Below are 25681 nucleotides of genomic sequence, written 5' to 3' on the forward strand. Positions count from 1 at the left end.
TCCAGCTCACTTCCAAGGCAACTCAATTTCAATCGACTATCGGAGCAATCGAGCGAGATGGATTCCGTGAACGCGACCAGCCGCGAAGCTTTGGAATCGAAAGTATTGGAATCGAGCATCGCGTCGGCGACCGAAGGCGTCATCGGCTTGCAGCAAGCCGACGGCCATTGGGTGTTCGAGCTCGAGGCCGACTGCACGATTCCAGCCGAATACGTTCTGCTGCGTCATTATCTCGCCGAGCCCGTCGACACCGCGCTCGAAGCCAAGATCGCGAACTATCTGCGCCGCGTTCAGGGCGCCCATGGCGGCTGGCCGCTGGTGCATGACGGCGCGTTCGACATGAGCGCCAGCGTGAAGGCCTACTTCGCGCTGAAGATGATCGGCGATTCCGTCGATGCCCCGCATATGGTGCGTGCGCGCGAGGCGATCCATTCCCGCGGCGGTGCGATCAACAGCAACGTCTTCACACGCTTCCTGCTCGCGACGTTCGGTGTGGTGACCTGGCGCGCGGTGCCGGTGCTGCCGATCGAGATCGTGCTGCTGCCGTTCTGGTCGCCGTTCCACCTCAACAAGATTTCCTACTGGGCGCGCACCACCATGGTGCCGCTGATGGTGATCGCCGCGCTGAAGCCGCTGGCGAGGAATCCGAAGGGCGTCGGCATCGACGAGTTGTTCCTGCAGGATCCGCGCTCGATCGGCATGACCGCGAAGGCGCCGCACCAGAGCATGGCCTGGTTCGTGCTGTTCCGCGCGCTCGATGCGATCTTGCGCGTGGTCGAGCCGATGTTTCCGAAGCGCCTGCGCAAGCGCGCGATCGATGCCGCGCTCGCCTTCACCGAGGAGCGGCTCAACGGCGAGGACGGCATGGGCGCGATCTATCCGCCCATGGCCAACATCGTCATGATGTACGACGCGCTCGGCAAGGACGAGAACTTCCCGCCGCGCGCGATCACGCGCCGGGGCATCGACAAGCTGCTCGTGATCAAGGACGACGAGGCCTATTGCCAGCCCTGCGTCTCGCCGGTGTGGGATACGACGCTGACGGCTCATGCGTTGCTGGAAGCCGGCGGCGACAAGGCGGTGCCTGCGGCCAAGCAGGGCCTCGACTGGCTGATCCCGAAGCAGGAGCTCGAGGTGAAGGGCGACTGGGCGGTGAAGCGGCCCGACGTACGTCCGGGCGGCTGGGCCTTCCAGTACAACAACGCGCATTATCCCGATCTCGACGACACCGCGGTGGTGGTGATGTCGATGGACCGCATGCGCCGGGAGCACGGTGCGACCGGCTATGATGCCGCGATCGACCGTGGCCGGGAGTGGATCGAGGGTATGCAGAGCGACGACGGCGGCTGGGCTGCCTTCGACGTCAACAATCTCGAATATTATCTGAACAACATCCCGTTCTCGGACCACGGCGCGCTGCTCGACCCGCCGACCGAGGACGTCACGGCGCGCTGCATCTCGATGCTGGCCCAGCTCGGTGAGACCGAGAAGAGCAGCAAGCACGTCGCCGATGGTGTTGCCTACCTCCGCAAGACCCAGCACCCGGAAGGGTCTTGGTACGGCCGCTGGGGCATGAACTTCATCTATGGAACCTGGTCGGTGCTCTGTGCCCTGAACATGGCCGGCGTCCGCCACGACGACCCCATGATCCGGAAGGCCGCCGGCTGGCTGGCCTCGATCCAGAACCAGGACGGCGGCTGGGGCGAGGATGCCGTCAGCTACCGGCTCGACTACAAGGGCTGGGAAGCAGCCCCCTCGACCGCCTCGCAAACGGCATGGGCCTTGCTTGCCCTGATGGCGGCAGGCGAGGTTGATCACCCGGCCGTCGCCCGCGGGGTGGAGTACCTGATTGCAACACAGAACAAAAAAGGACTGTGGGACGAGCAGCGGTACACCGCCACGGGCTTTCCGCGTGTATTCTATCTGCGGTATCATGGTTACCCGAAGTTCTTTCCGCTGTGGGCGTTGGCGCGGTATCGGAACTTGCGGAACACCAACAGCAGGGTGGTAGGGGTCGGGATGTGACTTTGGGGACGGGGGACTATCTTACCGCGGGCAATGCCATTGATCCGCGGCCGATCTTGATCGTGACTGGACTGGTTCAGGAGGCCCGCATCGCGGCCGGGCCCGGCATGGCCGTGATCTGCTCGTCCAGCAGCCCGACCCAGTTGCGGGCACTTCTGACCGTGGTGGATCCCGAGACGATTCGCGGCGTGATCTCGTTCGGCGTGGCCGGCGGGCTCGACCCGACGCTGCGCTCCGGCGACGTCGTGCTGGCGACCGAGGTGCTCTCCGGCGATACCCGCTGGGCCGCCGGCCTGTCGCTCGGTGACGACCTGATCGACCGCCTGACCTCGGGCCGCCGCCGCGTCGTGCGCGGCAGCCTCGCCGGCGCCGAGGAAGTGGTCACCAAGCGCGCCTGCAAGGCGGCGCTGCACTCCGAGACCGGCGCGTCCGCCGTCGACATGGAAAGCCACATCGCGGCCGCCTACGCCGCCGAGGCCGGGCTACCCTTCGCCGCCGTCCGCGTCATCAGCGATCCCGCCCATCGCGCCCTTCCGGCACTCGCCCGCGCCGCCATCAAGCCAAACGGCCAGATCGACCTCGCCGCCGTGCTGCGCGGCATCGTGCGCAACCCGGCGACGCTGCATGCGCTGGTCTCGACCGGCATCGACTTCAACCGCGCGCTGCGTTCCTTGCGCGGCTGCCGCGATTATCTGATCGGCACGGAGCTGGTCGAGAGGGAGGCCGTGGTCGCCGAGGCGGCCTGAGCGCTGCGTCGATCAAATAAGAAAGGCCCGGTCGCCATCGGCGATCGGGCTTTTTCGTTTGATGCCGTAACCCGGACGGAGCGAAATTGCCCGCCATAGCTCGGCGAGCGAAGGCGGAAGCGCAATCCGGCACCTTGCAACGTGAAGATTCGCGTGGTTTCCGCTCGACGTGACTGTTGTTAGTCCTCCGGGGTATTCATTGGATGTCGCTTGAATCACTCGTCCGCAAATTAGAGCCCCCACTACGTCCCTTGGAAGCAACAGGCGACTGGTCCTCCATTGAAGACGCCATGGGCGTCGCGTTCCCGGATGACTTCAAGAGATTCATAGGAATCTACGGAAGCGGTGTGATCGGAGAGTTCCTTACGATTCTAAATCCCTTCTCCACGAGACCCGAGCTAAATTTGCCGAAGCAGTCCAGGCGGCAGTTGGACGTGCTGCTTGCTTTGCAAGACACGTTCGGCGAACAAATCCCGTTCAAGCTGCACCCGATCAAAGGCGGCCTATTGCCGGTAGGCATCACGGACAATGGAGATGTAATCCATTGGCTCACAAGTGGCGGTGCAGCTGATTGGACAATTGTCGTGAACGAGGCGCGCAGTCCTGACTACGAACATTTTGCATGTTGCCTGACCCAGTTCATCGAGGGCGTGATCGAAAGATCGATCCGCTGTCGGGCATTTCCGCTTTCCATTTTTCAAGCTCTTCCCGCATTCCGCAGCTTGTGACCGGGCAGCAGCCTGCGCATCGCTTGAGCTGAACAAGAGAAAGGCCCGGTCACCACCATTGGCGACCGGGCCTTCTGTATTTTGGCGCCTTCCCGTGCTCACTCAGTCGCCTCCATGCGGGTTCGGTCCACGACCCACAGCGTCCGTCGCACCATGCCCTCGACAATTGCCGCCGACTCGCTTGGACGCAGATAGATCGCCGTGGACTTGAGCAGCCATGGCAACACCGCTTGCTCGAGCCGCTCCTCATAGGCGCGGCGCATCATGTCGAACGCCTGCAGGCCGGGTCCCGCCAGGATCACATGGTGTGGGCGCAGCACGGATATCGTTGCCGCGACCGCCTCGGCAAGCGCGCGACCTGCCTGCTGGAATACGTGCTCGAGCCGGGGATCGCCGCCCCGCGCGCGCTCGCGCAGGAGGGCCATCTGCGCCTCGGAAGGCTGCTGCGAGGCCGCCGGCGGCAAGTCGAGAAAGGTGCGAGCGTCGCGGTAGAGCGCGTAGTCGGCGAGATGGGCCTCGATGCAGCCGCGCTGGCCGCAGCGGCATTGCGGCCCGTTCGATCCCAATTTGATATGGCCAATTTCGCTGCCGGCGCCGGCGCCCCAGCGCGCTTCACCGTCGACAACGACGCCCATGCCGACGCCGTGGCCGACCATGATCGTGGCCGAGAGGCCCTGCGCCAGTGACGGCTCCGCGGCAGAGAGTGCGAGCGCAACCGCGACAGCGTCGTTCGCCATTACGACTTCGGCGCCGAAGGCCTGGCGCACCGGCTTCACCAGGTCGATATCGGTGACGGACAGTGCCGGACTCCACAGATGCCGGCCGGTGTCCGCGTTCACGATACCCTGCAGGGCAATGCCTATTCCCAACAGGCGATGGCGCGGCGTGGCCGTCGCTCCAAGCATCGCATCGATCTGCGCAATCACGAGATCGCACAGCGCGCCCGCATCGAGAGCCCGCGTCGCGATTTCGAGCCGCGATTGCGCCAGGCCGGAGCCGCTGAAATCCGCGATCAGCGTTTCAATCAGATTCATGCGCAGCGAGATCGCGATGATGCGGCCGAACTCCGGGTTCAGGGTCAGCAGCACGGCGGGCCGGCCACGGCGGCGGCCGTTCAGTCCGTCCGCATCGTCTTCGTCGGTGTCGTCGGGCCATGAGGTTGCCGCTGTCTCGGTCTCGCACAGCAACTCCTCCGCGATCAGCCGCGACGTCAGGCCGGAAACGGCGGGGAAGCTCAGTCCCGTACTCCGTGCGAGCTCCACACGCGGCAACGGCCCCTGGCGTCGCAAGACTTCCACGAGGCGGCCGCGGTTCGAGCCGCGGGCAGGGCTTGAAATGCGTCTCGGCGGCTCAATTTGGTCAACCATGTTGTCTCTTTAATTCATTTTGTGAAGTTAATAGCTGGAAGTTGGTGGTGTGATCGAAAAAGCACAGCCAGAAAGCGTCGTCTGAGACCCATATTTACTAATATCATACCGCATGTACTATCTCCGCTTGAAGAAGGAGCCAGTACATCCCGATTTCGATGTTTTTGCTCTGCGACATTTCTTCGCTACGTAAATAAAATAAGGCGCAAAAGCGTCGTGAAGCCCCTCAGCCGGGGTGACCAAAGGGAGGTGAACATGAACGGATCAATGACAAAATTGCTAGTGCCGTTGCTCGCGACCGCCGCGCTCGCGATGGCGACGGGGACAGCGCAGGCCCAGCAAAAGAAGACCATTGCGCTGGTCACCAATGTTGCGGCCGACTTCTGGACCATCGCCGGCCGCGGGCTCGAAAAGGCGCAGAAGGAACATCCGGAATACAATATCGAATTGATCGTCACCAACGAAGGCACCGCGGCGGGCCAGCGGCGCGAGTTGGACGATTTGCTGGTGCGCGGCGTCGCCGGCATCTCCATCTCGGTCGACGATGCGCCACACGCGACCGAGCAGCTCAACAAGGTTGCGGCCAAGACCGTGTTGATCACGACGGACAGCGACGCGCCGCAGAGCAAGCGTCTCGCCTATATCGGCACCGACAACGTCGCGGCCGGGCGGCAGGCAGGCGAGGAGATCAAGAAGGCGCTGCCGAACGGCGGCAAGATCGCGCTGTTCGTCGGCACGATGGACGCGGACAATGCCCGCGAGCGGGTGCAGGGGATCAAGGATGCGATCGCCGGCACCAAGGTCGAACTGGTCGACGTGTTCACCGACCAGGTGGACTTCGCCAAGGCCAAGGCGAATATCGAGAACGTGCTCGTCAAATATCCCGACATCGCGCTGTTATCAGGCCTTTGGAGTTACGAGACGCCGCTGATCTATGACGCGGTCAAGGCGGCGGGCAAGGCCGGCAAGGTGAAGATTGTCGGGTTCGACGAGGATCAGCGCACGCTGCGGGGAATATCCGACGGCACAATCGAATCCACTGTCGTGCAGCAGCCGTACGAATTCGGGTATCTCTCCGCCACCAACATCATCAAGACGCTGAACGGCGACAAGTCCTGGATCCCGGCTGACAGCAAGCTGATCGTGCCAACCCAGGTGATCAGCAAGGCCAACGTCGCGGAATTCACCGCAAATCTGAAGGGACTGCTGAAGAAGTGACTTTCAGCGCCTTTCGACGCCCGGCTGGCACAGTCGGGCGTCGTGCGGGAGGAGATGAATGGCGGAAATCCTGTTCGAACTCGCCGGGATCAGCAAGTCCTATCCCGGGGTCATGGCCCTCGACGACGTCAGCCTGCGTGTGTACCGCGGCGAGGTGCTGGGCCTGATCGGCGAGAACGGCGCCGGCAAATCGACGCTGATGCGCGTGCTGGGTGGCGTGATCGCGCCGAGCGAGGGCGTGATCCGCATCGGCGGCACCGACCACGCCCGTCTGACGGTGAACGAGGCGACGCAGGCCGGCATCGCCTTCGTGCATCAGGAACTGAACCTGTTCGAAAATCTCGACGTCGCCGCGAACGTCTTCATCGGACGCGAGAGGCTTGTCGGCGGACCGCTCAAGCTGGTGGACGACGCGCAGATGCGCGCCCGCGTGACGCCGCTGCTGGAGCGGCTGGGCGCCGATTTCACCCCGGACACGCTGGTCGACAATTTGTCGATCGCCGAGCGTCAGTTGGTGGAGATCGCCAAGGCGCTCTCGATCGACGCCCGCGTGATCATCATGGACGAGCCGACCTCCAGCCTCACGATTTCGGAGACTGAGCGGCTGCTGGACGTGATTGCCGATCTGAAGGCGCACGGCATCTCGGTGATCTACATCTCTCACCGGCTCGGCGAGATCATGACCTGCGCCGACCGCGTCGTGGTGCTCCGCGACGGGCGCACGGTGGGAGAGCTGGCGCGCGACGGGCTGAGCCATGCCGCAATGATCCGGCTGATGATCGGTCGCGACCTGAAAGCGCTGCATACGCCGCCGAAGCGGCCGCCGCAGCCGGGCGGCTGCGACATCGTCGGCCTCGTGACATCGGCCTTTCCCGACCGGCAGATCGATCTGTCCGTGCGGCATGGCGAGATACTCGGACTGGCAGGGCTGGTGGGCGCCGGCCGCACCTCCCTTGCCCGCGCGGCTTTCGGCATTGACCCGCTGCTGGGCGGCGAGATCAGGATCGACAACGCGCCGGTCGATGTCGCATCGCCGCGGGACGCGATCAGGCAGGGCATCTATCTGATGCCGGAGGATCGCAAGAAATCCGGGCTCGTGCTGGAGCTCCCGATCCGGGAGAACGTGACGCTGGCGAGCCTGCTGAACTATGCGCGGATGTGGCTGGTCAGCAGCGTGGACGAGCGCAAGGTCGCGAAAGAGCAGGTGAGGCGCCTCTCCATCAAGGTGGCGAGCATCGATACGGAGGCCGTGACGCTCTCCGGCGGCAATCAGCAAAAGGTCGTGCTGGGCAAGTGGCTTTCGATGCAGCCGCGCGTGATGTTCTTCGACGAGCCGACCCGGGGCGTCGATGTCGGTGCCAAGAGCGAGATCTATGCGCTGATGCGCGAGCTCGCAGACCATGGCGTCGCAATCGTGATGATTTCTTCGGACATGGAGGAGGTCATTGGCGTCTCCGACCGGGTCGCGGTGATGCATGAAGGGAGCGTCAGCGGCGTGCTGGAGCGACCGCAGTTCAGCGAATACAACGTGTTGCAGCTTGCGATCGGCCAGGCGCTGGAAACCGTGGAAGCGGCCGCGCCATGATCAAGAAAGAACTCGGCCTGGGCATGCTGCTGGTCGTGATCGCCGCCATCACGGGCGCGATCAATCCGGCCTTCCTGTCGCTGGTGAACTTGTTGAATATGGCCAATCTGATCGGCTTGTTCGGCGTGTTCGCGCTGGGCGAGGGGCTCGTGATCATCACCGGCGGCATCGACCTCTCGCTCGGCTCGATGTTCGCGCTGCTCGGCGTCGTCTTCATCGACCTTCTGACGACTTATCAGGTTCCCTGGCCGTTCGCGCTGCTGGCCGTGCTGCTGGGCGGCCTGGTGCTGGGAGGAATTCAGGGTTTCCTCGTCACCCGGCTGAAGATGCAGCCCTTCATCGTGACGCTGTGTGGGTTGCTGATCTATCGCGGCGCCGCCCGGTACTATACGAGCGACTCGACACGCGGCTTCGGCTATGGCGACGAGGCCGGGACGCTGAGCAGCATCGCCTCCGGCAACGTGGCGGGCATCCCGAACACCTTCATCCTTCTGATCATCCTTGCGCTCGTCCTCGGCGTGCTGCTGCATCGCTCGGTTTACGGGCGCTGGCTTTATGCCGTCGGGAAGAACGAGGAAGCGGCGCGCTTCTCCGGCATCAACACCAATCTCGTGATCGCAACCGCCTATATCATCAGCGGCGGGCTCGCCGGCGTTTCAACGGTCCTGTTCGTGTTCTACACGAACTCGGTCTCGCCGAGCTCGTTTGGCAACTTCTACGAACTCTACGCGATCGCGGCGGCCGTGCTGGGCGGGTGCAGCCTGCGCGGAGGCGAGGGCTCCATTCTCGGCATCGTGCTGGGGACCGCGCTGCTGCAAGTGCTGCAGAACCTCGTGAACATCCTCGGGATTCCCAATTCCCTGAACTTCGCGGTGATGGGGACGGTGATCCTGATCGGCGTGCTGGCGGATCAGCAATTGCAGGCACGTCGTCGGCGCAAGGTGGCGCTGGCCAGCGTCGCACGCACCACGCCGCGATCCGCATCTGCACAAGAAAAGAGCGCACCGCCGCGCGGCGCGGCCGTGGTGCCAACGCGAACAGGCGATCAGGCATGACAGACACGAGGCCGCGTCGTTGGCGGCCTTCTGGGGGACGGAACGCGTTTCAGGCCCGTGGGCTTCGGGCAAGGACGTGAGGCAAAATAGACCAAGCCCAAGACGCGGGAGGACGACGAAAATGTTGCGCAGGTTAGTGAGCACTGCACGTGTGTGCGGTGTCGGGATTGCTTTGTCATCGCTGTTGGGTGGTGGAGTGCATGCGGCCGATCTTGTAACGAAAGCTGCGCCTGTTCCTTATGCCGAAACCGATGACTTCTGGACCAGGCCGTACCTGTTCGGCGATCTCGGCAGGACAAGGCTGAAGGAGCGGGGCATCGATATCGGCCTGACGCTGGGTGACGAGGCCGTCGGCAACGTCACGGGTGGAAGCAAGAACACTGCGGCGAACGCTGGTCAGTTGTGGTTCGGCGCGAAGTTCGACATGGCGAAGCTTGCCGGCATCCCCGGCGGCACGATCGGCCTGACGCTGGTCGATCGCTTTGGCCGTAATCTGAATGACCAGGCGGGCATTCCCGCCTTGCAGCTGACCAACGAAGTGTTCGGCCGCGGTAACATCCTGCGCCTGACGCAGCTCTACTACTCGCAGAAGCTTTTCGATGACCGCCTCGAACTCAAGGGCGGCCGTCTGCCTGTCGGCTCCGATTTCTTCTTCGGCCTGTGCGAGTTCATCAACCTGACCTTCTGCGGCGGCCAGCCGGGCAACATCCAGGGCGGCTACATCTATAACTGGCCGGTGAGCCAGTGGGCCGGCGTCGTGCACTACAAGATCGCGCCGGAATTCACGATTTCGGTCGGCGTCTACGACGCCAACCCGAATTACCTGACGACGGACGATCCGACCGTCTACTTCCTGCCGGGCGTCCCCCGCTCAAATCCCGCAAGCGGCGTCCTGGTGCCCGTCGAGTTGGTCTGGGCGCCGAAGGGACCGTTGAACGGGACCTGGAGATTGGGCGGCTGGTATGACAACGCGTCGAGCATTGATGGCGGTCTGCCCGGTATCACCACCACCATCCCGGGCATCGGTGGCGTCCCCGATCAGAATCTCGGGGATCAACGTGGCCGCTTCGGCGTGTACGAGTCCATCATTCAGCGCTTGACCGTTGATGGTCCCGGTGCGGTGGGTTGGTATACTTTCCTCAATACGACCGTTGCCGATCACCGAACGTCATACCAGGACTACCAGATCGCCGGGGGCTTCCGGCATACCGGAACGTTCACCTGGCGTCCGCAGGACGAAGTCGGCTTCGCCGTGGGCACGACCCACGTGAACTCGGCCGCGCTGAGCCCCAACGCCGGCGGCAACGAAGTGCCGATCGAAGTCTGGTACGGCTGGCAGGCGACCGGGTGGCTGAACCTCAAGTTCGACGCCCAGTATGTGATCAATCCCGGCGGGCGTGGATATAACGCCGCAGGCGTGAAGACCGACAATGCCGTGGTTCTCGGCATGCGCACCGAGGTGCACTTCTGATGTGACGCTGACCCGCCTGATGCGAAAGCCGGGGGCATGCCCGTCGACGGGCATGCCAATAAGTCCCATCGGAGTGTACGCAACATGCGGCGGCCCCGCCATGAGCCGAGCCGCCCTGCAACCGGGACTTCGGTCATCCCGAGGTTATCGCTGCCCGGCGCAACCCACGCGCCGAACGCAAAGCTGAACAAAAGAAAAGGCCCGGTCGCGATGGCGATCGGGCCTTTTGGTTCGTGGCGACCGCACTGGACTGCACCCCTTAAGTGAGACACGAGAATTACGGTGACAGCGCTCGGCTGTCGCTGAAATCGTGCATTGGATTTCCTGAAAACAGAGGCTCTGCGCGTCGCCCACTGGGTGGTGCCGCTGTCGAATGAGCCACGATGGCATAATGCCACTGTTTTGCCCGACGCGTCAACGAGAATTCGTAAAATACGAAATTGGTGCCGACCTTGAATTGCGCTGAACCTGACGGCGTGCCTCGAATTGCGGTGCAGCACCGCGGAATCCCGGCCATTGCCCGTTTGTCGCCGATTTGCTCGGCGCGGCAATGGCTTGATCGAATGGACATCGTACCGTCCGGCAGCCGCGCTTCTACTGTGCATGGGGTTGTTTTTCACGTTCTTGCAGGACGGCCGCTCGGATCGGCCCAGCAAAGGAGGGCACGGACCGTTGCCCGGATGGAGCGCGGTGTCGCGAAGCGTGCGCGTCGCGATCTCCTCACAAGGCTGACATCGCCTCTTCGAGGATATCGAGGGCCCGGTCGAGTTCAGCGCGCGAGATCGTCAGCGGTGGGCATAGCGTGACCACGTTGCCGCCGCCGAGCTTGAAGCTCAGGCCTGCTTCCAGGCAGCGATACAAGAGGCGCTCCGCGCGCGCGTTGGCCTCGGCCTCGTCGCGACGGCCGATCTCGACGCCGAGATAGAGACCTGCGCCGCGCACCTCGGAGATCAGGGGGTACCGGTCTGCGATCGATCGCAGCCGTTCGAGGGCGTGCGCGCCGAGGACACGCGCTGTGGCAAGCAGCCCTTCCTCCGCGATCACATCGAGCGTGGCGAGGGCTGCAGCGCAGCCGACCGGGCTCTTCTCATGGGTGTAGTGGCCGAGCGCTCCCTCGGGCACCACGTCGAGATCGGCCCGCGCCACCATAGCTGCCATTGGCATGATGCCGCCGCCCAGTCCCTTGCCGAGCACGAGAATGTCGGGCGCAGTTTCGGCCTGCTCGCAGACGAACATGGTCCCGGTGCGGCCGAGGCAACTCGGCACCTCGTCGAAGATCAGGAGCGCCCCGTGCCGATCGCAGCTCGCGCGCACGCGGGGCCAGAAGCCGGGCGGCGGCAGTTCGACCGTGGTCCAACGCATCGGCTCGGCGATCACGGCCGCGACGTCGCCCTGCACCTCGAGGACATAATCGATGTAGTCGGCGAGGCGCTCATGCGCATGGCCGTCCTGTCCGAAGAAGCGCGCGGCCAGTCCCGGCGGCGGCACATGCTCCGTGCCCGGCAGCAGCGGGCCAGCGCCGCGCCGAAACAGGGCTTCGCCGCCGACCGAGACCGCGTCGAGATTGGCGCCGTGAAACGCGTCCCACATCGACACCGTCTTGTGTCGTCCGGTCGCATAGCGCGCGAGCTTCAGTGCCATGCCGATTGCAGCTGACCCGCTGGGTGCCAGCAGCACCTTCTCCAGCGGCGCGGGCGCCAATTCAACGAGGCGCCGGGCGAGGTCGATGGCGGACTTGTTGGTGTAGCGGCGCGGGCAGAAGGGCAGGGTATCGAGTTGCGACTTGATGGCCGCCACCACGCGAGGATGACCGTAGCCGACCTGATGCACGCTGTTGCCGTGGAAATCGAGGATGCGCCGCCCCTGGAGATCGACGATGTGGCTGCCTTCGGCGGCGGTGGCCACGTTCAGGCAAGGCGTCGACAGCGACTGTCGCAGGAACCAGCGCTCGTCCTCGTCAAGCCAACTTTGGGTCTCTGCGTCGATGTGGCGCTGCTGAAACGATCCCCGCTCCGCCGACAAATTGACGTCGCCCTCGGAGGCGCTTATGCGAGACTCGCTCATGTCAGACGCGCTCCTATCAGGCTCCTGGCCGCTCTCCGCGGGCCAGCCGGCCCTCGATCGCAGCGATCACGGGGATGATGTCGGCGACGCCGTCGATCACGTAATCGGCGCCGGCGGCTTCCAGCCGCTCGACTGCGGCTGCGCGCCGCTCGGCGAAGGTTTTCGGCGGCAACGCCGCAGTGTCGGCGAGCGACAACCCGAACACGTTGCCGGTGACGGCAACGCCGACGGTCCAGCAGCCGCCGTTGAGACCTTCCTTGATCCCGACCTCGGTGTCGTCGACCTTGACGCAGCTCCAGGCCGGCCAGACGGCGAGCTCTAGAAAGGCCTTGTAGAGCATGAACGGCGTGGGCCGGCCGTCGGGCGTGTCCCCGGTGCAGACGATGCTGTCAGGCGCATAGCCTTGCGCGGCCGCGACCGGAATGACCTCGGCCATGATCTCGCGCGTGTAGCCCGTGCTCGAGCCGATCTTCAGGCCGCGGCGCCGCAAGCCGGCGACAGCTTCCGCCACGCCCGGGATCACGTCGGCGTAGCGGGCGGCGACCTCGACATTCATCGGTACGAACACAGCGTAGAGCGCATCGATGTCGGCTTCGGTCGGCTCACGCCCATGCTTGTCCCGCCACGCGGCGGCGATCCGGGGTAAGCGCATCAGGGCGGCGATGTGCGGGCGCTTGGCCATGCCCATCGGCCCGCGCGCCTCGTCGACGGTGATCGTCACGCCGAAGCGCGCGAAGGCCTCGACGAACACGCCCATCGGCGCCAGCGAGCCGTGGTCCACCGTCGTACCGGCCCAGTCGAACACGACGGCCTGGACGTGCTCGAATTTATCGGTCATGTGGCTCCGCTCCCGGACGTCAATTCGTCAATCACTTCCTCGGCGATCGCAAACGAGGTGCTGGCGCCGGTGCCGCTGGTGATCATGACGAGGCGCACAGTTTCAGATGGGCGGTCGATCAGCATCAGCCGGTCGGACGCCGAGGCGTAGGTGCCGATCCAGCGCTCGCGAATGCCAGGCGTTGGCCAGGCCAGAACCTGCCGGAACTCGTCCATGATCAACTCGTCCACCGCTTCAGGACCGAACGGGTCCGGCGTCGCGTCGTAATGGTGGGAATCGCCGACGACGAGCGAACCATCCTCGCTCTGCACGGCGATCAGATGCACACCGTTGGCCAGATGCTGACCCTGCTCGGATTCGAGGCGCTGCTTCAGTGCGGCGGCCTCCGGCAGTTCGGCGTAGCCAAGATAGCGCACAAGGCCCAGGTCCGACATCACGGCCGCGTTGAAGCGCGGCGCCGCGACTGCCGATGCGACCCGCAGCATGTGCAGCTTGCAGCGGACGAGCCCATAAGCGCTGATGCGCTCCGGATAGAGGCTCAGGAAATCGTCGCCGGGGCAGACCACGCAGAGCCGGGCCCGGACCGGTCCCCGCGTGGTCTCGATGACCGGCGGTGTCACCGCCTTGGCCAGCGTCTGATACAGGAAGGTGACGCCGTGCACTTCGGCCAGCCAGCGCGCCAGCGCCGGCACAGCGATGCGCGACTCCACCCGCAAATCGTGCGGACTCGCCAGCACGGCTTGCAGATCGTCGGTCCGCAGCATCGGGAAACGGCGGCCCGCCTCAGCCGGGCTCAGAAGCTCGCAACCCTCTCCCATCTCGGTGGTGCGGAATGCCTCGAGCACGGCCGCGGCTTCCGGTCGCCGCACCGCGACGGCCAGTCCGGCATGTTCGATCCTGATGCCCGCGGCCGGGGCCACTTCGGCCCAGACTTGCCGCGACCGCATCGCCCGCTGCCAGCACTGGCCGCGCTGCTGCCCGGTGACGGTGACGAAGCCGAAATTGCGGATCGAGGCGCCGTTCGCCCTTGCATCGCGCTCGATAACCACGACCCGCAAGCCCCGGCGCACGCCCGCAAGCGCATGGGCGAGACCGCAGATGCCGCCCCCGACCACGGCCAGATCGAATTCGTCTCCGGACACGCTCACCGCTTCCTCCACATCTGCGCGCGCGCAAGATAGCCCTGTGTGAGTAGCATATAGATGGCTCGTGTTACGGCGGCGGTCGCGAACACGACCATGGCCATGGCCGCCGCCGGAGCCACGTCGCCTGCGTCATCCATATTTAGGATGGCGATGGCCGCAAGCGTCGTGTGCGGCGCGTAGATGAAGACCACCGCGGAGACTGTCGTCATCGCGTTCACGAACAGATACATGGCGATATCCAGCACGGCGGGCAGGCAGACTGGCAAGGTCACTCGCATGAAGGTACGCCAGAACGGCACCCTGAGCGATGCCGAAACGGTCTCGAACTCCCGGTCGATCTGCTTGAGCGCCGTCACCGCGGTCAGGTGCGAGACGGAGTAGAAATGCGAGATGCTGCAGATGACGAGGATGGCCATGGTGCCGTAGATGAAGTTCAGCGGATTGGCCGGGTTGTTGAAGAAGAAGATGTAGCCGAGGCCGAGCACCAGCCCGGGAACGGCCAATGGAAGCAGCGCGAGAAACTGCACGAAGCCGCGAATGGTGCGAAAGCGCGGGGTCTTCTCGACGAGATAGGCGCCGGCAAAAATCACCGCGGTCCCGAACAGCGCGGTGAGGCCGGCCATGACGAGCGAGTTGAAATAGCTGCGCCAGCCGCCGCCATCCATCATGTCGAAGTCGAAGTTCTTGAAGCTGGGTGTCAGATTGTAGGGCCAGAACGTCGCGATCGAGGCGAAGAAGGATACGCCGAGAATGACCAGGATCGCGAACGCGATCAGCGAACAGATCGCCAGCATCGCGCGATCGATCGTGGCGTCGGGCCTGGGCGCATACGGCACGGCGCGCGCGGAGAGCAGCGCCAACTGGCGTCGCTGCATGAGCTGATCGACGACGAAGGCCAGCGCCGCGGGCAACAGCAAAATCAAGCCGACCACCGCACCCATCCGGAAATTCTGCTGCCCGACCACCTGCTTGTAGATGTCGGTCGCGAGCACGTTGAACTTGCCCCCGATGACCTTCGGTACGCCGAAATCGGTGATCACCAGGGTAAAGACGACGAAGACTGCACTGATCAGCCCATAACGTGCCCCAGGAATGGTCACCGTCCAGAAGGTGCGGCGCGGACTTGCCCGCAGCGCTTCCGCCGCCTCATATAGACGCGCGTCCGAAATCGCCAGCGCCGTGGTGATGATGATGAGCGCGTGCGGGAATGTCCAGAACACCTCGCCCATGACGATGCCGATCGGACCGTAGATTGACGCGCCGAACAGCATCCATTTGACGAGGCCCTGGTTACCGAACAGATAGACGAGGCTTATCGCGGGCAGCAACGAGGGTGCGAGAATCGGGATCTGCGCGATGATGCGGAACAGTCCCCGCCCTGGCATGCAGGTGCGGGTGAGTCCGTAGGCGTAGACGAAGGCGAGCAGAACGCAGATGACCGTGCTCAGCAGCGAGACCCAGATCGAGTGCCAGATCGAATTGGCCAACGCCGGACTGGCGAAATAGGCCTGGAAATTGGCCAGGCCGACGAAGCTGCCATCAGCCGCCTGGAAGCTCTTGGACAGCAGCGCCCAGATTGGCAGCAACACGGTGAGGATCAACCAGAGGCCGAGCGCCACGACCGCGCCGCGCATGATCCAGTCGTCGCGCCCCAGCTTCTGCCGCAGGGGCGCCACTGCGGCGGGACGGTCCGGCAGAATCAGCGTCTCGGTCGCCATCGCTGGTTTTCCGTGTCAGGCAGTCGCAGAGCGCGGTTGGGCAAATACGCGCAACCGCTTCGGCGGCAGCGCGACCTCGATGGTCGCGCCCGAGGAAATGCCGAGGTCGCGCACGGCGTTGATCGAAAAGTCGGCCGAGAAGTTCAGTCCCGTGCCGCTCGCATGCAAGGTCGTTGCGAAATGATTGCCGATGAATTCCATGACGCCGACCTGGACTGACAGGCGATTGTCCGAATGCTCGCCGATGTCGCGCACCACCACGTCCTCCGGCCGAAGGCAGACCGTGACGGCCGCGCCCTCGCCGAGCGGCACCTCCTCGCTGAAGTCGAGCACGGCACCCCTGACGTTCGCGCGTTTGCTCGTGACGAGGCGCCCCTCCAGAAAGTTCATCTTGCCGACGAAGTCGGCGACGAAAGCCGTCGCGGGTTGGCCGTAGATCTTGTCGGGCGTGCCCACCTGCTCGATCCTGCCATTGCTCATCACCACGATCCGGTCGGACATTGTGAGCGCCTCCTCCTGATCGTGGGTCACCATGATCGTGGTCAGCTTGAGACGTTGCTGCAGATCGCGGACCTCGCCGCGCAGACGCGCCCGGACGCGCGCGTCGAGAGCGGATAGCGGTTCGTCCAGCAGCAGAAGGCCGGGCGATAGCGCCAGCGCGCGGGCCAGCGCGACTCGCTGCTGCTGCCCACCCGAGAGCTGGGCCGGATATTTGCCGGCTTGCTCGGGCAGACCGACAAGTTCGAGAAGCTCCTTGACCCGTTTGTCGATCTCGATGCGAGGCGTGCCGGCCGACACCAGGCCGTAGGCCACATTGTCCTTGATCGTCAGGTTCGGGAACAACGCATAGGACTGGAACACGATGCCGAAGTCGCGCCTGGCGACCGGCAACGTCGAAATGTCCCGCCCGCCCTGATGGATCGACCCGGTGGTCTGCACGTCCAGTCCGGAGATGGCGCGCAACAGCGTGGTCTTGCCGCAGCCGGATGGCCCGAGAAACGAGACGAACTCCCCGGGCATGATGTCGAGGTCGATATCGTCGAGCGCGGTGAACGCACCGAAATTTTTCGAGAGGTTGCGGATGCGGAGATAGGGTACCGTCGTCGGCGTGCTGTCCATTGTACTGTCCCGCATTGAACGGCGGCGCCCATGCATCGCCGGCTTCGTCGCTCCCTGGATCCTCGGATCCCTCAGTTCTTGTCCCTCAGTTCTTGGGCTCGGACTTGCCGTCGTAGCGCTTGCTCCATTCCGCCAGGATCTTGTCGCGGTTCTCCGCGGCCCAGGCGAAGTCGTTCTTGATCAGCATCTTGTCGATGTCACCCTGGATGAATTCCATGGAGCTTGCGATGCCTGGCAACGCGACGATGGCGAAGTTCTCGGCGTAGAGCTTGTTGGCCTCCGCCGTCACGGCCCAGTCGGAAAGCTTCTTCGCCGCCTCGGACTCTTTGGTGGTCTTCATGATTCCGATAGCCTCCATGTCCCAGCCGAGGCCCTCCTTCGGCAGGACAATGCTGATCGGCGCTCCACCCTTCTTGGTCTTGTTGGCGCGATATTCGAACGAGAGGCCGATCGTGTACTCGCCGGCGGCGGCCTGTCGGCACGGCTTGGAGCCGGAATGGGTGTAGGCCGCGATGTTCTTGTGAAGCTCATCCATGTACTTCCAGCCCCCGTCCCAGCCGAACATCTGCAGCCAGGCGGAGACCATCAGAAACCCGGTCCCCGAGGAGGCCGGGTTCGGCATGGCGATTTGTCCCTGATAGACCGGCTTGGTCAGATCGGCCCAGGAGGCGGGCTCCGGCAGGTTCTTCTTGCCCGCTTCGACGGTGTTGACGCAGAAGGCCGATGCCCAGACGTCCATGCCCACCCATTGCGGCGAGGCGGCGGGGTCGCGCATCTTGGCGTCGACCTTGTCGAGACCCGCGGGCGCGTAAGGCATCAGCATGCCTTCCTTTTGCAGCAGCATCAGCGAGGTGGCGGCAAGACCCATGACCACGTCGGCCTTGGGGTTTGCCTTCTCCGCAAGGAGTTTTGCGGTGATGATGCCGGTGGAGTCGCGGACCCAGAGGATGTTGATGCCCGGATTGGCCTTCTCGAACGCGGCCTTGTAGGGCTTGATCTGGTCGGCCTCTAGCGCCGTGTAGACGGTGAGGTCCGCCGCGCGAGCTGCAGTGCTCAGGCCGAACATGGCGGCGGCGATCGACAGAAGAGCGCGTCGCAGACCGCTTGTCGTGCACAGGTTCATGTCGGGCTCCATCGATGTTGGCCACGGGCTGGCGCCGTCCGGCAGGGAACCAATATTGTTAGATGACATTTCCGCGAGGTACATGTCGGATTTTGTGCACCACGCGCCTCGATCGCGGTGTCTCTGCACATCTTGAGTGCAATGTCGGCTCCAGTGCACAGCGGCCAGAGAACGAGAGAGCGGCTGCGGCTGCCGCACCCACTCTGCTATTTCCCCTGGGGTGCTCGAGCCGAATAACGAAAAGGCCCGGTCGCCATTGGCGACCGGGCCTTTTGTTGTAGTCGATGCCGCGTGTGCTTACGCGGCCGTCGAAGCCTTCCGCGCGGCCTTCTCCTGCGCCGCGGCGGCTTCGTCCTTGCGGATCTCCGAGAGGCGCTTCTGCACTTCGGCCGAGAAGATGTACTGCGCCGGGCGCTGCTTCGTCATGTCGATCTCGGGCGCCATCGGACCCGTGGTCCTGATGCCGCGCAGCGACACCCACATTGCCTTCAGCGGGTTGTTGATGGCGGCGGTTGCAGCCGTCGGCTCGTAGCCGCAATGGGCCATACAGTCGGCGCACTTCTCGTACTTGCCGGTGCCGTAGGTCTCCCAGTCGGTGGTGTCCATCAGCTCCTTGAAGGTTTTTGCGTAGCCTTCACCGAGCAGGTAGCAGGGCTTCTGCCAGCCGAAGATGTTGCGCGCGGGCATACCCCACGGCGTGCACTCGTATTCCTGGTTGCCGGCGAGGAAGTCGAGGAACAGGCCGGAATGCATGAAATTCCACTTCTTGCCCTTGCCCATCGCAAAGACGTCGCGGAACAGCTTCTTGGTCTTGGTGCGGTTCAGGAAGTGCTCCTGGTCCGGCGCGCGCTCATAGGCGTAGCCGGGCGACATCGAGACGCCGACACCGAGCTCGACGGTGAGGTCCAGGAACTTCGCGATCTCCTCGGCCGGGTGGCCGTCGAAGATGGTGGCGTTGACGTTGACGGTGAAGCCGCGCGCCTTGGCGGCCTTGATCGCGGAGACGGCGCGGTCGAACACGCCCTTCTGCGACACCGCCTTGTCGTGATGCTCCTTCAGGCCGTCGAGATGCACGGAGAAGAACAGATAGGGCGAGGGCGTGAACAGGTCGAGCTTCTTCTCGAGCAGCAGCGCGTTGGTGCAGAGCGAGACGAACTTCTTGCGTTCGACGAGGCCGCGCACGATCTCGCCGATCTCCTTGTGGATCAGCGGTTCGCCGCCGGGAATGGCGACCATCGGCGCGCCGCACTCGTCGGCCGCGTCCCAGCACTCCTGTGCGGTCATGCGGCGGTTGAGGATCGCATCCGGATAATCGATCTTGCCGCAGCCGACGCAGGCGAGGTTGCAGCGGAACAACGGCTCCAGCATCAGCACGAGCGGATAGCGTTTGCGGCCAAGCAGTTTCTGCTTGATCAAATAACCGCCGATACGCATTTCCTTGAAGAAGGGGATAGCCATTACAAAGTTTCTTTCTGGGCTTGGAATTCGGGTAGGTCAGCTCGCAGCCCATCGGGCCGAAAGCCTGAATTCGATGTTTTCCTCGCGGCCCGGCAGCACCTGGACCTTCGCCGGTCCGATCCGCCGCATCGCTTCGATCACGTCATCCACGAGCACCTCGGGCGCCGAGGCGCCGGCCGTGACGCCGACGGTTCTGGCATGTTCCAACCACTCCGGATTGAGCTTGCTGCCGTCGGCAATCATATAACTCGCAACGCCGGCCTCAGTGCCGATTTCGCGGAGCCGGTTCGAGTTCGAGCTATTGGCAGCGCCCACCACCAAGATCACGTCGACCAGCTTGCTCAAGTCCCTTACCGCAGATTGGCGGTTCTGTGTCGCATAGCAGATATCCCGGATATCCGGACCTTGAATATCTGTAAAGCGGGCCGGTAGGGCCGAAATGATATCCTTTGTCTCGTCCACCGACAGGGTGATCTGGGTGATGTAGGCCACTGGCTCATCCGCCGGCAGGGCCAGGGCGTTAACCTCTTCAACGCTTTGAATTAGCAGCACGGGGGCGGGAATCTGGCCCATCGTGCCCTCGACCTCGGGATGGCCGATCAAGATCAGAGTACGGCCCTTGGTGACGGTGGGCTTCCCCTGATCGTGAACCTTTGTGACCGCATGGCGCACGTCAACGGGCGGGCCGTACTTCTCCAGCGCCCGTTCCACGATCTCGATCGCCCGCACCCCGCCGGCGCAGAAGCCGCGCGGCTGCGCTAGATAAACTTCCATAGGACGCCCATCACGCAAGTTGCACCAATCCGCTTCCTAAGTCCCGGCGGCACCCCGATACTGACCAATGAGTTGCAATAACCGCACCATCGGCCTCGCGCACGCGGTAACCGCCCACCCCAACTGGGTCCGGCGCATGGAGGCACAGCAATTTGTGTCAAAAAATCGGCAGAAAGGAAAGGTCGGATCAGCCTTGGTTCCCTGTCGCCTCAGTCCTGAGGTAGTATAGTATTGGAATTGCCGTGAGCAAAATGGCGACATTTGTGCTCACCCCTTCGTCACTTTCCCGCCTCAACTCGCTGGCTATACCGACCGCCCCGCATGTTTTTGCCACGGTCTCCCGCCGTTTACCTCGAACCTTGTTCCGGCGGTTGCCACTCAAAACAGCAATAGGTTTCGCCCGGGAACTCCGATAAACAGCGGGCGTTTTCGGCGAGCTGTTAACCGCAGAAAGAAAAGAAGTGCTGCAAAGCGTAGTCGTTGCCATCGTCAGGGCCTGCACCCGGTTTGCCTCCCTCGTCGTCATTCTCGGGCTCCTGCTGTCGGTGGGGGCCGGCTATTACACGTCGCAGCACTTCGCCATCAACACCGACATCAATTCGCTGATTGCCCAGAATCTGGACTGGCGCCAGCGTGACCAACAGTTCGACCGGGCCTTCGACCGCGACGCGACGATTCTCGCGGTCGTCGAGGCCAAGACGCCGGAGATGGCGACGGCGGCATCGGACGCGCTCTATGCCAAGCTGAAGGACGACAAGACCAACTTCCAGTCGATGCAGCAGCTCGGCACCGGTGAGTTCTTCGAGAAGAACGGCCTGTTGTTCCTGCCGACCGAGGAAGTCGGCAAGACCACCAGCCAGTTCGAATCCGCAGCGCCCCTGATCGAGATCATGGCAGGCGATCCCTCGATCCGCGGCCTGACCGGCGCGCTGGAGACGGGGCTTGCCGGCGTCAAGCGCGGCCAGGTCAAGCTCGACAACACCGAGCGTCCCTTCAACATGATCGCGCAGACGGTCGAGACCGTGCTCAACAAGGGCAATGCGAGCTTCTCCTGGCGCGAACTCGTCAGCGACGAGCCGCTGACGGCTTCCGACAAGCGCGCCTTCATCGAGTTCAAGCCGAACCTCGACTACAACGCGCTGGAGCCCGGCAAGGGCGCCACCGACGCGATCCGCAAGGCGGCAGTGGATCTGGATTTTGCGACCAAATACCAGGCGCGGGTACGACTGACCGGTCCGGTCCCGATCGCCAACGAGGAATACGCCACCGTCCAGGAAGGCGCCGTCGTCAACGGCATCGGCACCGTCCTCGTCGTGCTGCTCATCTTGTGGATGGCGCTGCATTCGTCGAAGATCATCTTCGCGGTGTTCGTCAATCTCTTCGTCGGCCTTGCGCTGACGACCGCTGCCGGCCTGATGATGGTCGGTTCGTTCAATTTGCTGTCGATCGCGTTCGCCGTGCTGTTCGTGGGACTGGGCGTCGATTTCGGTATCCAGTACAGCGTCCGCTACCGCTCGGAGCGCTACAAGCACAACGATCTCTCCGGCGCGCTGGTGCTGGCCGCCAAGCGCTCGGCGGTGCCGCTGTCGCTGGCGGCAATGGCGACCGCCGCCGGCTTCCTCTGTTTCCTGCCGACCGATTACAAGGGTATCTCCGAGCTCGGCCAGATCGCCGGCGTCGGCATGCTGGTGGCGTTCCTCTCCAGCATCACCGTGCTGCCCGCGATGCTGAAGCTGCTGAACCCGCCGGGCGAGCAGGAGCCGGTCGGTTATGCCTTCCTGGCGCCGCTCGATCACTTCCTGGAGAAGCACCGCGTGCTGGTCGTCGGGGGCACGCTGCTGCTGGCGGTCGCCGGCCTGCCGCTGCTCTACTTCCTGAAGTTCGACTTCAACCCGATGAACCTGCGCAACCCGAAGGCGGAGTCGATCGCGACCTTCCTCGATCTGCGCAAGGACCCGAACACCGGCGCCAATGCCATCAACGTGATGACGACGTCGGAGGAGCAGGCGAGGGCGGTCGAGGCGAAGCTCGAGAAGGTGCCCGAGGTGCTGCGGGTGATGTCGCTCAACAGCTTCGTGCCTGAAGACCAGCAGCCGAAGCTGAAGCTGATCGCCCAGGGTGCCAAGGTGCTGAACCCCGCGCTCAACCCCGACCAGGTCGATGCGGCGCCGACGGACAAGGAGAACGTCGAGGCGCTGAAATCCTCGGTCGAGAATCTGCGCCGGACCGCCGGTGACGCCAAGGGCCCGGGCGCCATCGCCTCGCGCCGGCTGGCGGATGCGCTCGACAAGCTCGCCAATGGCGACGAGGCGACGCGCAACAAGGCGCAGGACGTGTTCGTCACGCCGATGAAGATCGTGTTCGACCAGCTCCGGAATGCGATGCAGGCAGGTCCCGTCACCCTGAACTCACTGCCCCCCGAGCTGGTCAGCGCCTGGAAGAGCAAGGACGGCATCATTCGCGTCGAGGCGCAGCCGAAGGGCGATCCCAACGACAACGACACGCTGCGCAAGTTTGCGGCGGCGGTGCTCGCTGCCGAGCCGACCGCGATCGGTGGGCCGGTCTCGATCCTGAAATCCGGTGATACCGTGGTGAATGCGTTCATCCACGCCGGCATCTATGCGCTGCTGGTGATCAGCCTGTTGCTGTGGCTCGCGCTGCGCCGGTTCGTCGACGTGCTGATGACGCTGGTGCCGCTTCTGGTTGCCGGCGCGGTGACGCTCGAGATCTGCGTGTTGATCGGCCTGCCGCTCAACTTCGCCAATATCGTCGCGTTCCCGCTGCTGCTCGGCGTCGGCGTCGCCTTCAAGATCTATTATGTCGTGGCCTGGCGCTCGGGCAGGACAAACCTGCTTCAGACCAGCCTGACACGCGCGATCTTTTTCAGCGCGCTGACGACGGCAACCGCGTTCGGCAGCCTGTGGCTGTCGAGCCATCCCGGCACGTCCAGCATGGGCAAGCTGCTCGCGCTTTCGCTGGTGACGACGCTTGCCGCCGTGCTGCTGTTCCAGCCCGCCCTAATGGGCAAACCCCGCAATCTCAGGGAGTAGGCAGATGTCGCCGACGGGGTCGGCTGCACCCTTCTGAGCGGGCTTGGGGGCGGCGGCCGTCTTCGGGGCCGGCGCTGCGGGCGCAGGTGGTGTGGCACCCGTCGTGCCTGCTGCGCCTTGTTGGGCTGCTTGCGTCCCTTGGGCTCCTGCGGCTTTCGGCGCCGCGCCGGCGGGCTTCGGCGCGCCCTTGGCCATGGCGTTAGCGGGACTCAAGGGGATTGGCGGGCCAACCCGGGTCCAGGTCTCGCCGCCGCAGAGGAAGCCCATCACGCAGCCCTTGATCTCGAGCTGGTCGGTACCGACAGGCGTGATGGTCGCGCTGTAGGTCTGGCCATCCTGGGCGTTATAGACCTGTCCTTCCCACTGATCGGCGCCGGGCTTCTTCTTCATGTCGATCAGGGTCGGCATGGCCAGCGTCGGCCTGTTCTTTTTCGAGACATCCGGGTTGTTCTCGTCGCGGCCGCCGGGCTTCTTTTCCCAGGAAACGGCGCCCCACATGCTGCCATTGCACTGGGCGACACGGATATTGGCGACGCCGTCGGCGACCCGCCAGTCGCCGGTGGGATCGGCGGCGAGCGCAGGGGGCAGGCTGGTGTAACCGCCAGCCAGTATTATTCCGGTGTAAAGGGCCAAACGCATGAGTGTTCCTTGGCAGTGCAACATGGTTTAAAGCTGTGCTTGCGAAGATGGTCCGAAAAAGGGCAAAAGGCCGCACAGACCGTTTTCAGGTACGGTCCGTTTTCAGTTGACGAAACGGTCCTCAATCGAAGTATGTAGCGGATGCACAGCCCAAATCCAGACATGTCTGAGCTATTCGCGGACCGTCAGGCCCAGCGCAGCGCCCTGCATAATCGGTATCTGAACGAGCAGTTCGTTCGGGTGCTGAAGACCATCGGCTACGATGTCGGCTTCCAGAAGGGGCAGGGGCAGTACCTCTACGACCGCGACGGCGCGCGCTATCTCGACCTGCTGTCCGGCTTTGGCGTGTTTGCGATCGGGCGCAATCATCCTGTTATGCGCGAGGCGCTCAAGAGCGTGCTCGATGCCGACCTGCCCAATCTCGTTCAGTTCGACGTCTCGGTGCTCGCCGGCGTGCTGGCCGAGCGGCTGCTGAAATACGTTCCCTATCTCGACAAGGTGTTCTTCGCCAATTCCGGCGCCGAATGCGTCGAGGCCGCGATCAAGTTCGCGCGTGGCGCCACCGGGCGTCCCGGCATCGTCTATTGCGCCCACGGCTATCACGGCCTGACCTATGGTGCGCTGTCGCTGACCGGTGATTCGAACTTCCGCACCGGCTTCGAGCCGCTGCTGCCGGGCTGCACCTCGGTTCCGTTCAACGATCTGGCCGCGCTCGAAAAGGCGCTGGCCTCGCGCGAAGTGGCCGCCTTCGTCGTCGAGCCGATCCAGGGCAAGGGCGTCAATATGCCCACCGACGAGTTCCTGCCGGGCGCGGCCGCGCTCTGCAAGAAATACGGCACGCTGTTCGTCGCCGACGAGATCCAGACCGGCATGGGCCGTACCGGCCGTTTCCTTGCGGTCGAGCATTGGAACGTCGAGCCCGACATGGTGCTGCTGTCGAAGTCGCTGTCGGGCGGCCACGTCCCGGTCGGTGCGGTGCTGACGCGCAAGGGCATCTTCGACAAGATCTTTAATCAGATGGACCGCGCCGTGGTGCACGGGTCGACCTTCTCCAAGAACGATCTGGCGATGGCTGCGGGCATTGCGACGCTCGACGTCATGGAGGCCGAGAAGCTGATCGAGTCCGCTGCCAAGCGCGGCGCCGAACTGCGACTCGCGCTGACGCGCATGGTGCCCGGCTACGAGCTGATGAAGGAAGTTCGCGGCAAGGGGCTGATGATCGGCGTCGAGTTCGGCCCGCCGAAGTCACTGCGGCTGCGCGCCTCCTGGAACGTGCTGGAGGCCGCCAACAAGGGCCTGTTCTGCCAGCTCATCACCGTGCCGCTGTTCAAGGATCACAAGATCCTGACGCAGGTCGCCGGTCACGGCAGCCACACCATCAAGCTGTTGCCGCCGCTCACCATCACCGAGGAAGATTGCAGCTGGATCGAGAAGGCGTTCGACGACGTCATCGCCGGCAGCCACAAGGTCCCCGGCGCGATCTGGTCGCTCGGCAAGACGCTGGTGGACAACGCGGTGCGGCGGTCGGCGTAGGGCCGATCGTTCAGGCCGCTTGCGG

At 64.0% G+C, this 25681-nt stretch carries 19 protein-coding genes; 9 read left to right on the top strand and 10 right to left on the bottom strand.

The window, feature by feature from the left end; all coding sequences use genetic code 11:
* The first annotated feature begins 57 nt into the window (after window positions 1-57).
* The 3 genes from shc (at window position 58) to B5V03_RS08700 (ending at window position 3499) form a co-directional block, all read left to right on the top strand.
* Window positions 58-2025, top strand: coding sequence for a squalene--hopene cyclase (shc, locus tag B5V03_RS08690; protein WP_129269148.1), 1968 nt, complete (start codon window positions 58-60; stop codon window positions 2023-2025).
* The gene (locus B5V03_RS08695) at window positions 2022-2771 is read left to right on the top strand and encodes a phosphorylase (RefSeq protein ID WP_164987877.1); all 750 of its coding nucleotides are present in this window, start codon (window positions 2022-2024) and stop codon (window positions 2769-2771) included. Before shc ends, B5V03_RS08695 begins: the two co-directional genes overlap by 4 nt.
* Before the next feature lie 203 nt (window positions 2772-2974).
* Window positions 2975-3499 (top strand): SMI1/KNR4 family protein, encoded by a 525-nt coding sequence (locus tag B5V03_RS08700; protein ID WP_129269152.1) that lies wholly within the window; start codon window positions 2975-2977, stop codon window positions 3497-3499.
* Window positions 3500-3597: 98 nt separating this feature from the next.
* Here the strand turns inward: B5V03_RS08700 and B5V03_RS08705 are convergent, their stop codons facing one another.
* A complete protein-coding gene (locus tag B5V03_RS08705) occupies window positions 3598-4866 on the bottom strand; it encodes an ROK family protein (RefSeq protein ID WP_129269154.1) in 1269 nt (422 codons plus the stop codon).
* Between the two features lie 255 nt (window positions 4867-5121).
* On the opposite strand from B5V03_RS08705, the gene B5V03_RS08710 reads away from it, so the two are divergent.
* The 4 genes from B5V03_RS08710 to B5V03_RS08725 all read left to right on the top strand — a co-directional run bounded on the left by B5V03_RS08710 (window position 5122) and on the right by B5V03_RS08725 (window position 10195).
* Window positions 5122-6084: a sugar-binding protein gene (locus tag B5V03_RS08710; protein ID WP_129269156.1), complete on the top strand. Its 963-nt coding sequence runs from the start codon at window positions 5122-5124 to the stop codon at window positions 6082-6084.
* Between the two features lie 58 nt (window positions 6085-6142).
* Window positions 6143-7669 carry a sugar ABC transporter ATP-binding protein gene (locus B5V03_RS08715; RefSeq protein ID WP_129269158.1) on the top strand — a complete coding sequence of 509 codons (1527 nt, stop codon included), beginning with the start codon at window positions 6143-6145 and terminating at the stop codon, window positions 7667-7669.
* Window positions 7666-8724 carry an ABC transporter permease gene (locus B5V03_RS08720; protein ID WP_129269160.1) on the top strand — a complete coding sequence of 353 codons (1059 nt, stop codon included), beginning with the start codon at window positions 7666-7668 and terminating at the stop codon, window positions 8722-8724. The genes B5V03_RS08715 and B5V03_RS08720 overlap by 4 nt, the downstream gene beginning before the upstream one ends.
* A gap of 121 nt (window positions 8725-8845) precedes the next feature.
* Entirely contained in the window at window positions 8846-10195 is a 1350-nt protein-coding gene (locus tag B5V03_RS08725; RefSeq protein ID WP_129269691.1) for a carbohydrate porin, read from the top strand.
* A 720-nt stretch (window positions 10196-10915) separates the two neighbouring features.
* Here the strand turns inward: B5V03_RS08725 and pbfA are convergent.
* The 8 genes from pbfA to ispH form a co-directional block, all read right to left on the bottom strand.
* Entirely contained in the window at window positions 10916-12259 is a 1344-nt protein-coding gene (gene pbfA, locus B5V03_RS08730; protein WP_129269162.1) for a (R)-1-hydroxy-2-aminoethylphosphonate ammonia-lyase, read from the bottom strand.
* A 16-nt stretch (window positions 12260-12275) separates the two neighbouring features.
* Entirely contained in the window at window positions 12276-13097 is an 822-nt protein-coding gene (gene phnX / locus B5V03_RS08735) for a phosphonoacetaldehyde hydrolase (RefSeq protein ID WP_129269164.1), read from the bottom strand.
* Entirely contained in the window at window positions 13094-14245 is a 1152-nt protein-coding gene (locus B5V03_RS08740; RefSeq protein WP_129269693.1) for a TIGR03364 family FAD-dependent oxidoreductase, read from the bottom strand. Before B5V03_RS08740 ends, phnX begins: the two co-directional genes overlap by 4 nt.
* A complete protein-coding gene (locus B5V03_RS08745) occupies window positions 14242-15960 on the bottom strand; it encodes a putative 2-aminoethylphosphonate ABC transporter permease subunit (protein WP_129269166.1) in 1719 nt (572 codons plus the stop codon). The genes B5V03_RS08740 and B5V03_RS08745 overlap by 4 nt, the downstream gene beginning before the upstream one ends.
* 15 nt (window positions 15961-15975) lie before the next feature.
* Entirely contained in the window at window positions 15976-17079 is a 1104-nt protein-coding gene (locus B5V03_RS08750) for a putative 2-aminoethylphosphonate ABC transporter ATP-binding protein (RefSeq protein ID WP_129269168.1), read from the bottom strand.
* 85 nt (window positions 17080-17164) lie between these two features.
* The gene (locus B5V03_RS08755) at window positions 17165-18202 is read right to left on the bottom strand and encodes a putative 2-aminoethylphosphonate ABC transporter substrate-binding protein (protein ID WP_129269170.1); all 1038 of its coding nucleotides are present in this window, start codon (window positions 18200-18202) and stop codon (window positions 17165-17167) included.
* 297 nt (window positions 18203-18499) lie between these two features.
* The gene (gene hpnH / locus B5V03_RS08760) at window positions 18500-19660 is read right to left on the bottom strand and encodes an adenosyl-hopene transferase HpnH (RefSeq protein WP_129269172.1); all 1161 of its coding nucleotides are present in this window, start codon (window positions 19658-19660) and stop codon (window positions 18500-18502) included.
* Between the two features lie 36 nt (window positions 19661-19696).
* Window positions 19697-20434 carry a 4-hydroxy-3-methylbut-2-enyl diphosphate reductase gene (gene ispH, locus B5V03_RS08765; RefSeq protein ID WP_129269174.1) on the bottom strand — a complete coding sequence of 246 codons (738 nt, stop codon included), beginning with the start codon at window positions 20432-20434 and terminating at the stop codon, window positions 19697-19699.
* Window positions 20435-20895: 461 nt separating this feature from the next.
* Here ispH and B5V03_RS08770 point away from each other — a divergent pair, with 461 nt between their 5' ends.
* Window positions 20896-23484 carry an MMPL family transporter gene (locus B5V03_RS08770; protein ID WP_129269176.1) on the top strand — a complete coding sequence of 863 codons (2589 nt, stop codon included), beginning with the start codon at window positions 20896-20898 and terminating at the stop codon, window positions 23482-23484.
* On the opposite strand, the gene B5V03_RS08775 is transcribed toward B5V03_RS08770, so the two are convergent.
* Complete coding sequence (locus B5V03_RS08775; protein WP_164987879.1) at window positions 23452-24123, bottom strand: DUF2147 domain-containing protein; 672 nt, start codon at window positions 24121-24123, stop codon at window positions 23452-23454. The genes B5V03_RS08770 and B5V03_RS08775 overlap by 33 nt on opposite strands.
* A 141-nt stretch (window positions 24124-24264) precedes the next feature.
* Here B5V03_RS08775 and hpnO point away from each other — a divergent pair, with 141 nt between their 5' ends.
* Window positions 24265-25656: an aminobacteriohopanetriol synthase HpnO gene (gene hpnO / locus B5V03_RS08780; protein WP_129269180.1), complete on the top strand. Its 1392-nt coding sequence runs from the start codon at window positions 24265-24267 to the stop codon at window positions 25654-25656.
* The last annotated feature ends 25 nt before the right edge of the window (window positions 25657-25681 follow it).

The organism is Bradyrhizobium betae (genome assembly GCF_004123905.1).
Lineage (GTDB): Bacteria > Pseudomonadota > Alphaproteobacteria > Rhizobiales > Xanthobacteraceae > Bradyrhizobium > Bradyrhizobium betae_A.

Coding starts and splice junctions, on each gene's coding strand:
- B5V03_RS08715 (WP_129269158.1), top strand. CDS start 6,143: ATGGCGGAAATCCTGTTCGAACTCGCCGGGATCAGCAAGTCCTATCCC.
- B5V03_RS08700 (WP_129269152.1), top strand. CDS start 2,975: ATGTCGCTTGAATCACTCGTCCGCAAATTAGAGCCCCCACTACGTCCC.
- B5V03_RS08725 (WP_129269691.1), top strand. CDS start 8,846: ATGTTGCGCAGGTTAGTGAGCACTGCACGTGTGTGCGGTGTCGGGATT.
- B5V03_RS08755 (WP_129269170.1), bottom strand. CDS start 18,202: ATGAACCTGTGCACGACAAGCGGTCTGCGACGCGCTCTTCTGTCGATC.
- ispH (WP_129269174.1), bottom strand. CDS start 20,434: ATGGAAGTTTATCTAGCGCAGCCGCGCGGCTTCTGCGCCGGCGGGGTG.
- phnX (WP_129269164.1), bottom strand. CDS start 13,097: ATGACCGATAAATTCGAGCACGTCCAGGCCGTCGTGTTCGACTGGGCC.
- B5V03_RS08775 (WP_164987879.1), bottom strand. CDS start 24,123: ATGCGTTTGGCCCTTTACACCGGAATAATACTGGCTGGCGGTTACACC.
- pbfA (WP_129269162.1), bottom strand. CDS start 12,259: ATGAGCGAGTCTCGCATAAGCGCCTCCGAGGGCGACGTCAATTTGTCG.
- B5V03_RS08745 (WP_129269166.1), bottom strand. CDS start 15,960: ATGGCGACCGAGACGCTGATTCTGCCGGACCGTCCCGCCGCAGTGGCG.
- B5V03_RS08720 (WP_129269160.1), top strand. CDS start 7,666: ATGATCAAGAAAGAACTCGGCCTGGGCATGCTGCTGGTCGTGATCGCC.
- shc (WP_129269148.1), top strand. CDS start 58: ATGGATTCCGTGAACGCGACCAGCCGCGAAGCTTTGGAATCGAAAGTA.
- hpnH (WP_129269172.1), bottom strand. CDS start 19,660: ATGGCTATCCCCTTCTTCAAGGAAATGCGTATCGGCGGTTATTTGATC.
- B5V03_RS08710 (WP_129269156.1), top strand. CDS start 5,122: ATGAACGGATCAATGACAAAATTGCTAGTGCCGTTGCTCGCGACCGCC.
- hpnO (WP_129269180.1), top strand. CDS start 24,265: ATGCACAGCCCAAATCCAGACATGTCTGAGCTATTCGCGGACCGTCAG.
- B5V03_RS08750 (WP_129269168.1), bottom strand. CDS start 17,079: ATGGACAGCACGCCGACGACGGTACCCTATCTCCGCATCCGCAACCTC.
- B5V03_RS08705 (WP_129269154.1), bottom strand. CDS start 4,866: ATGGTTGACCAAATTGAGCCGCCGAGACGCATTTCAAGCCCTGCCCGC.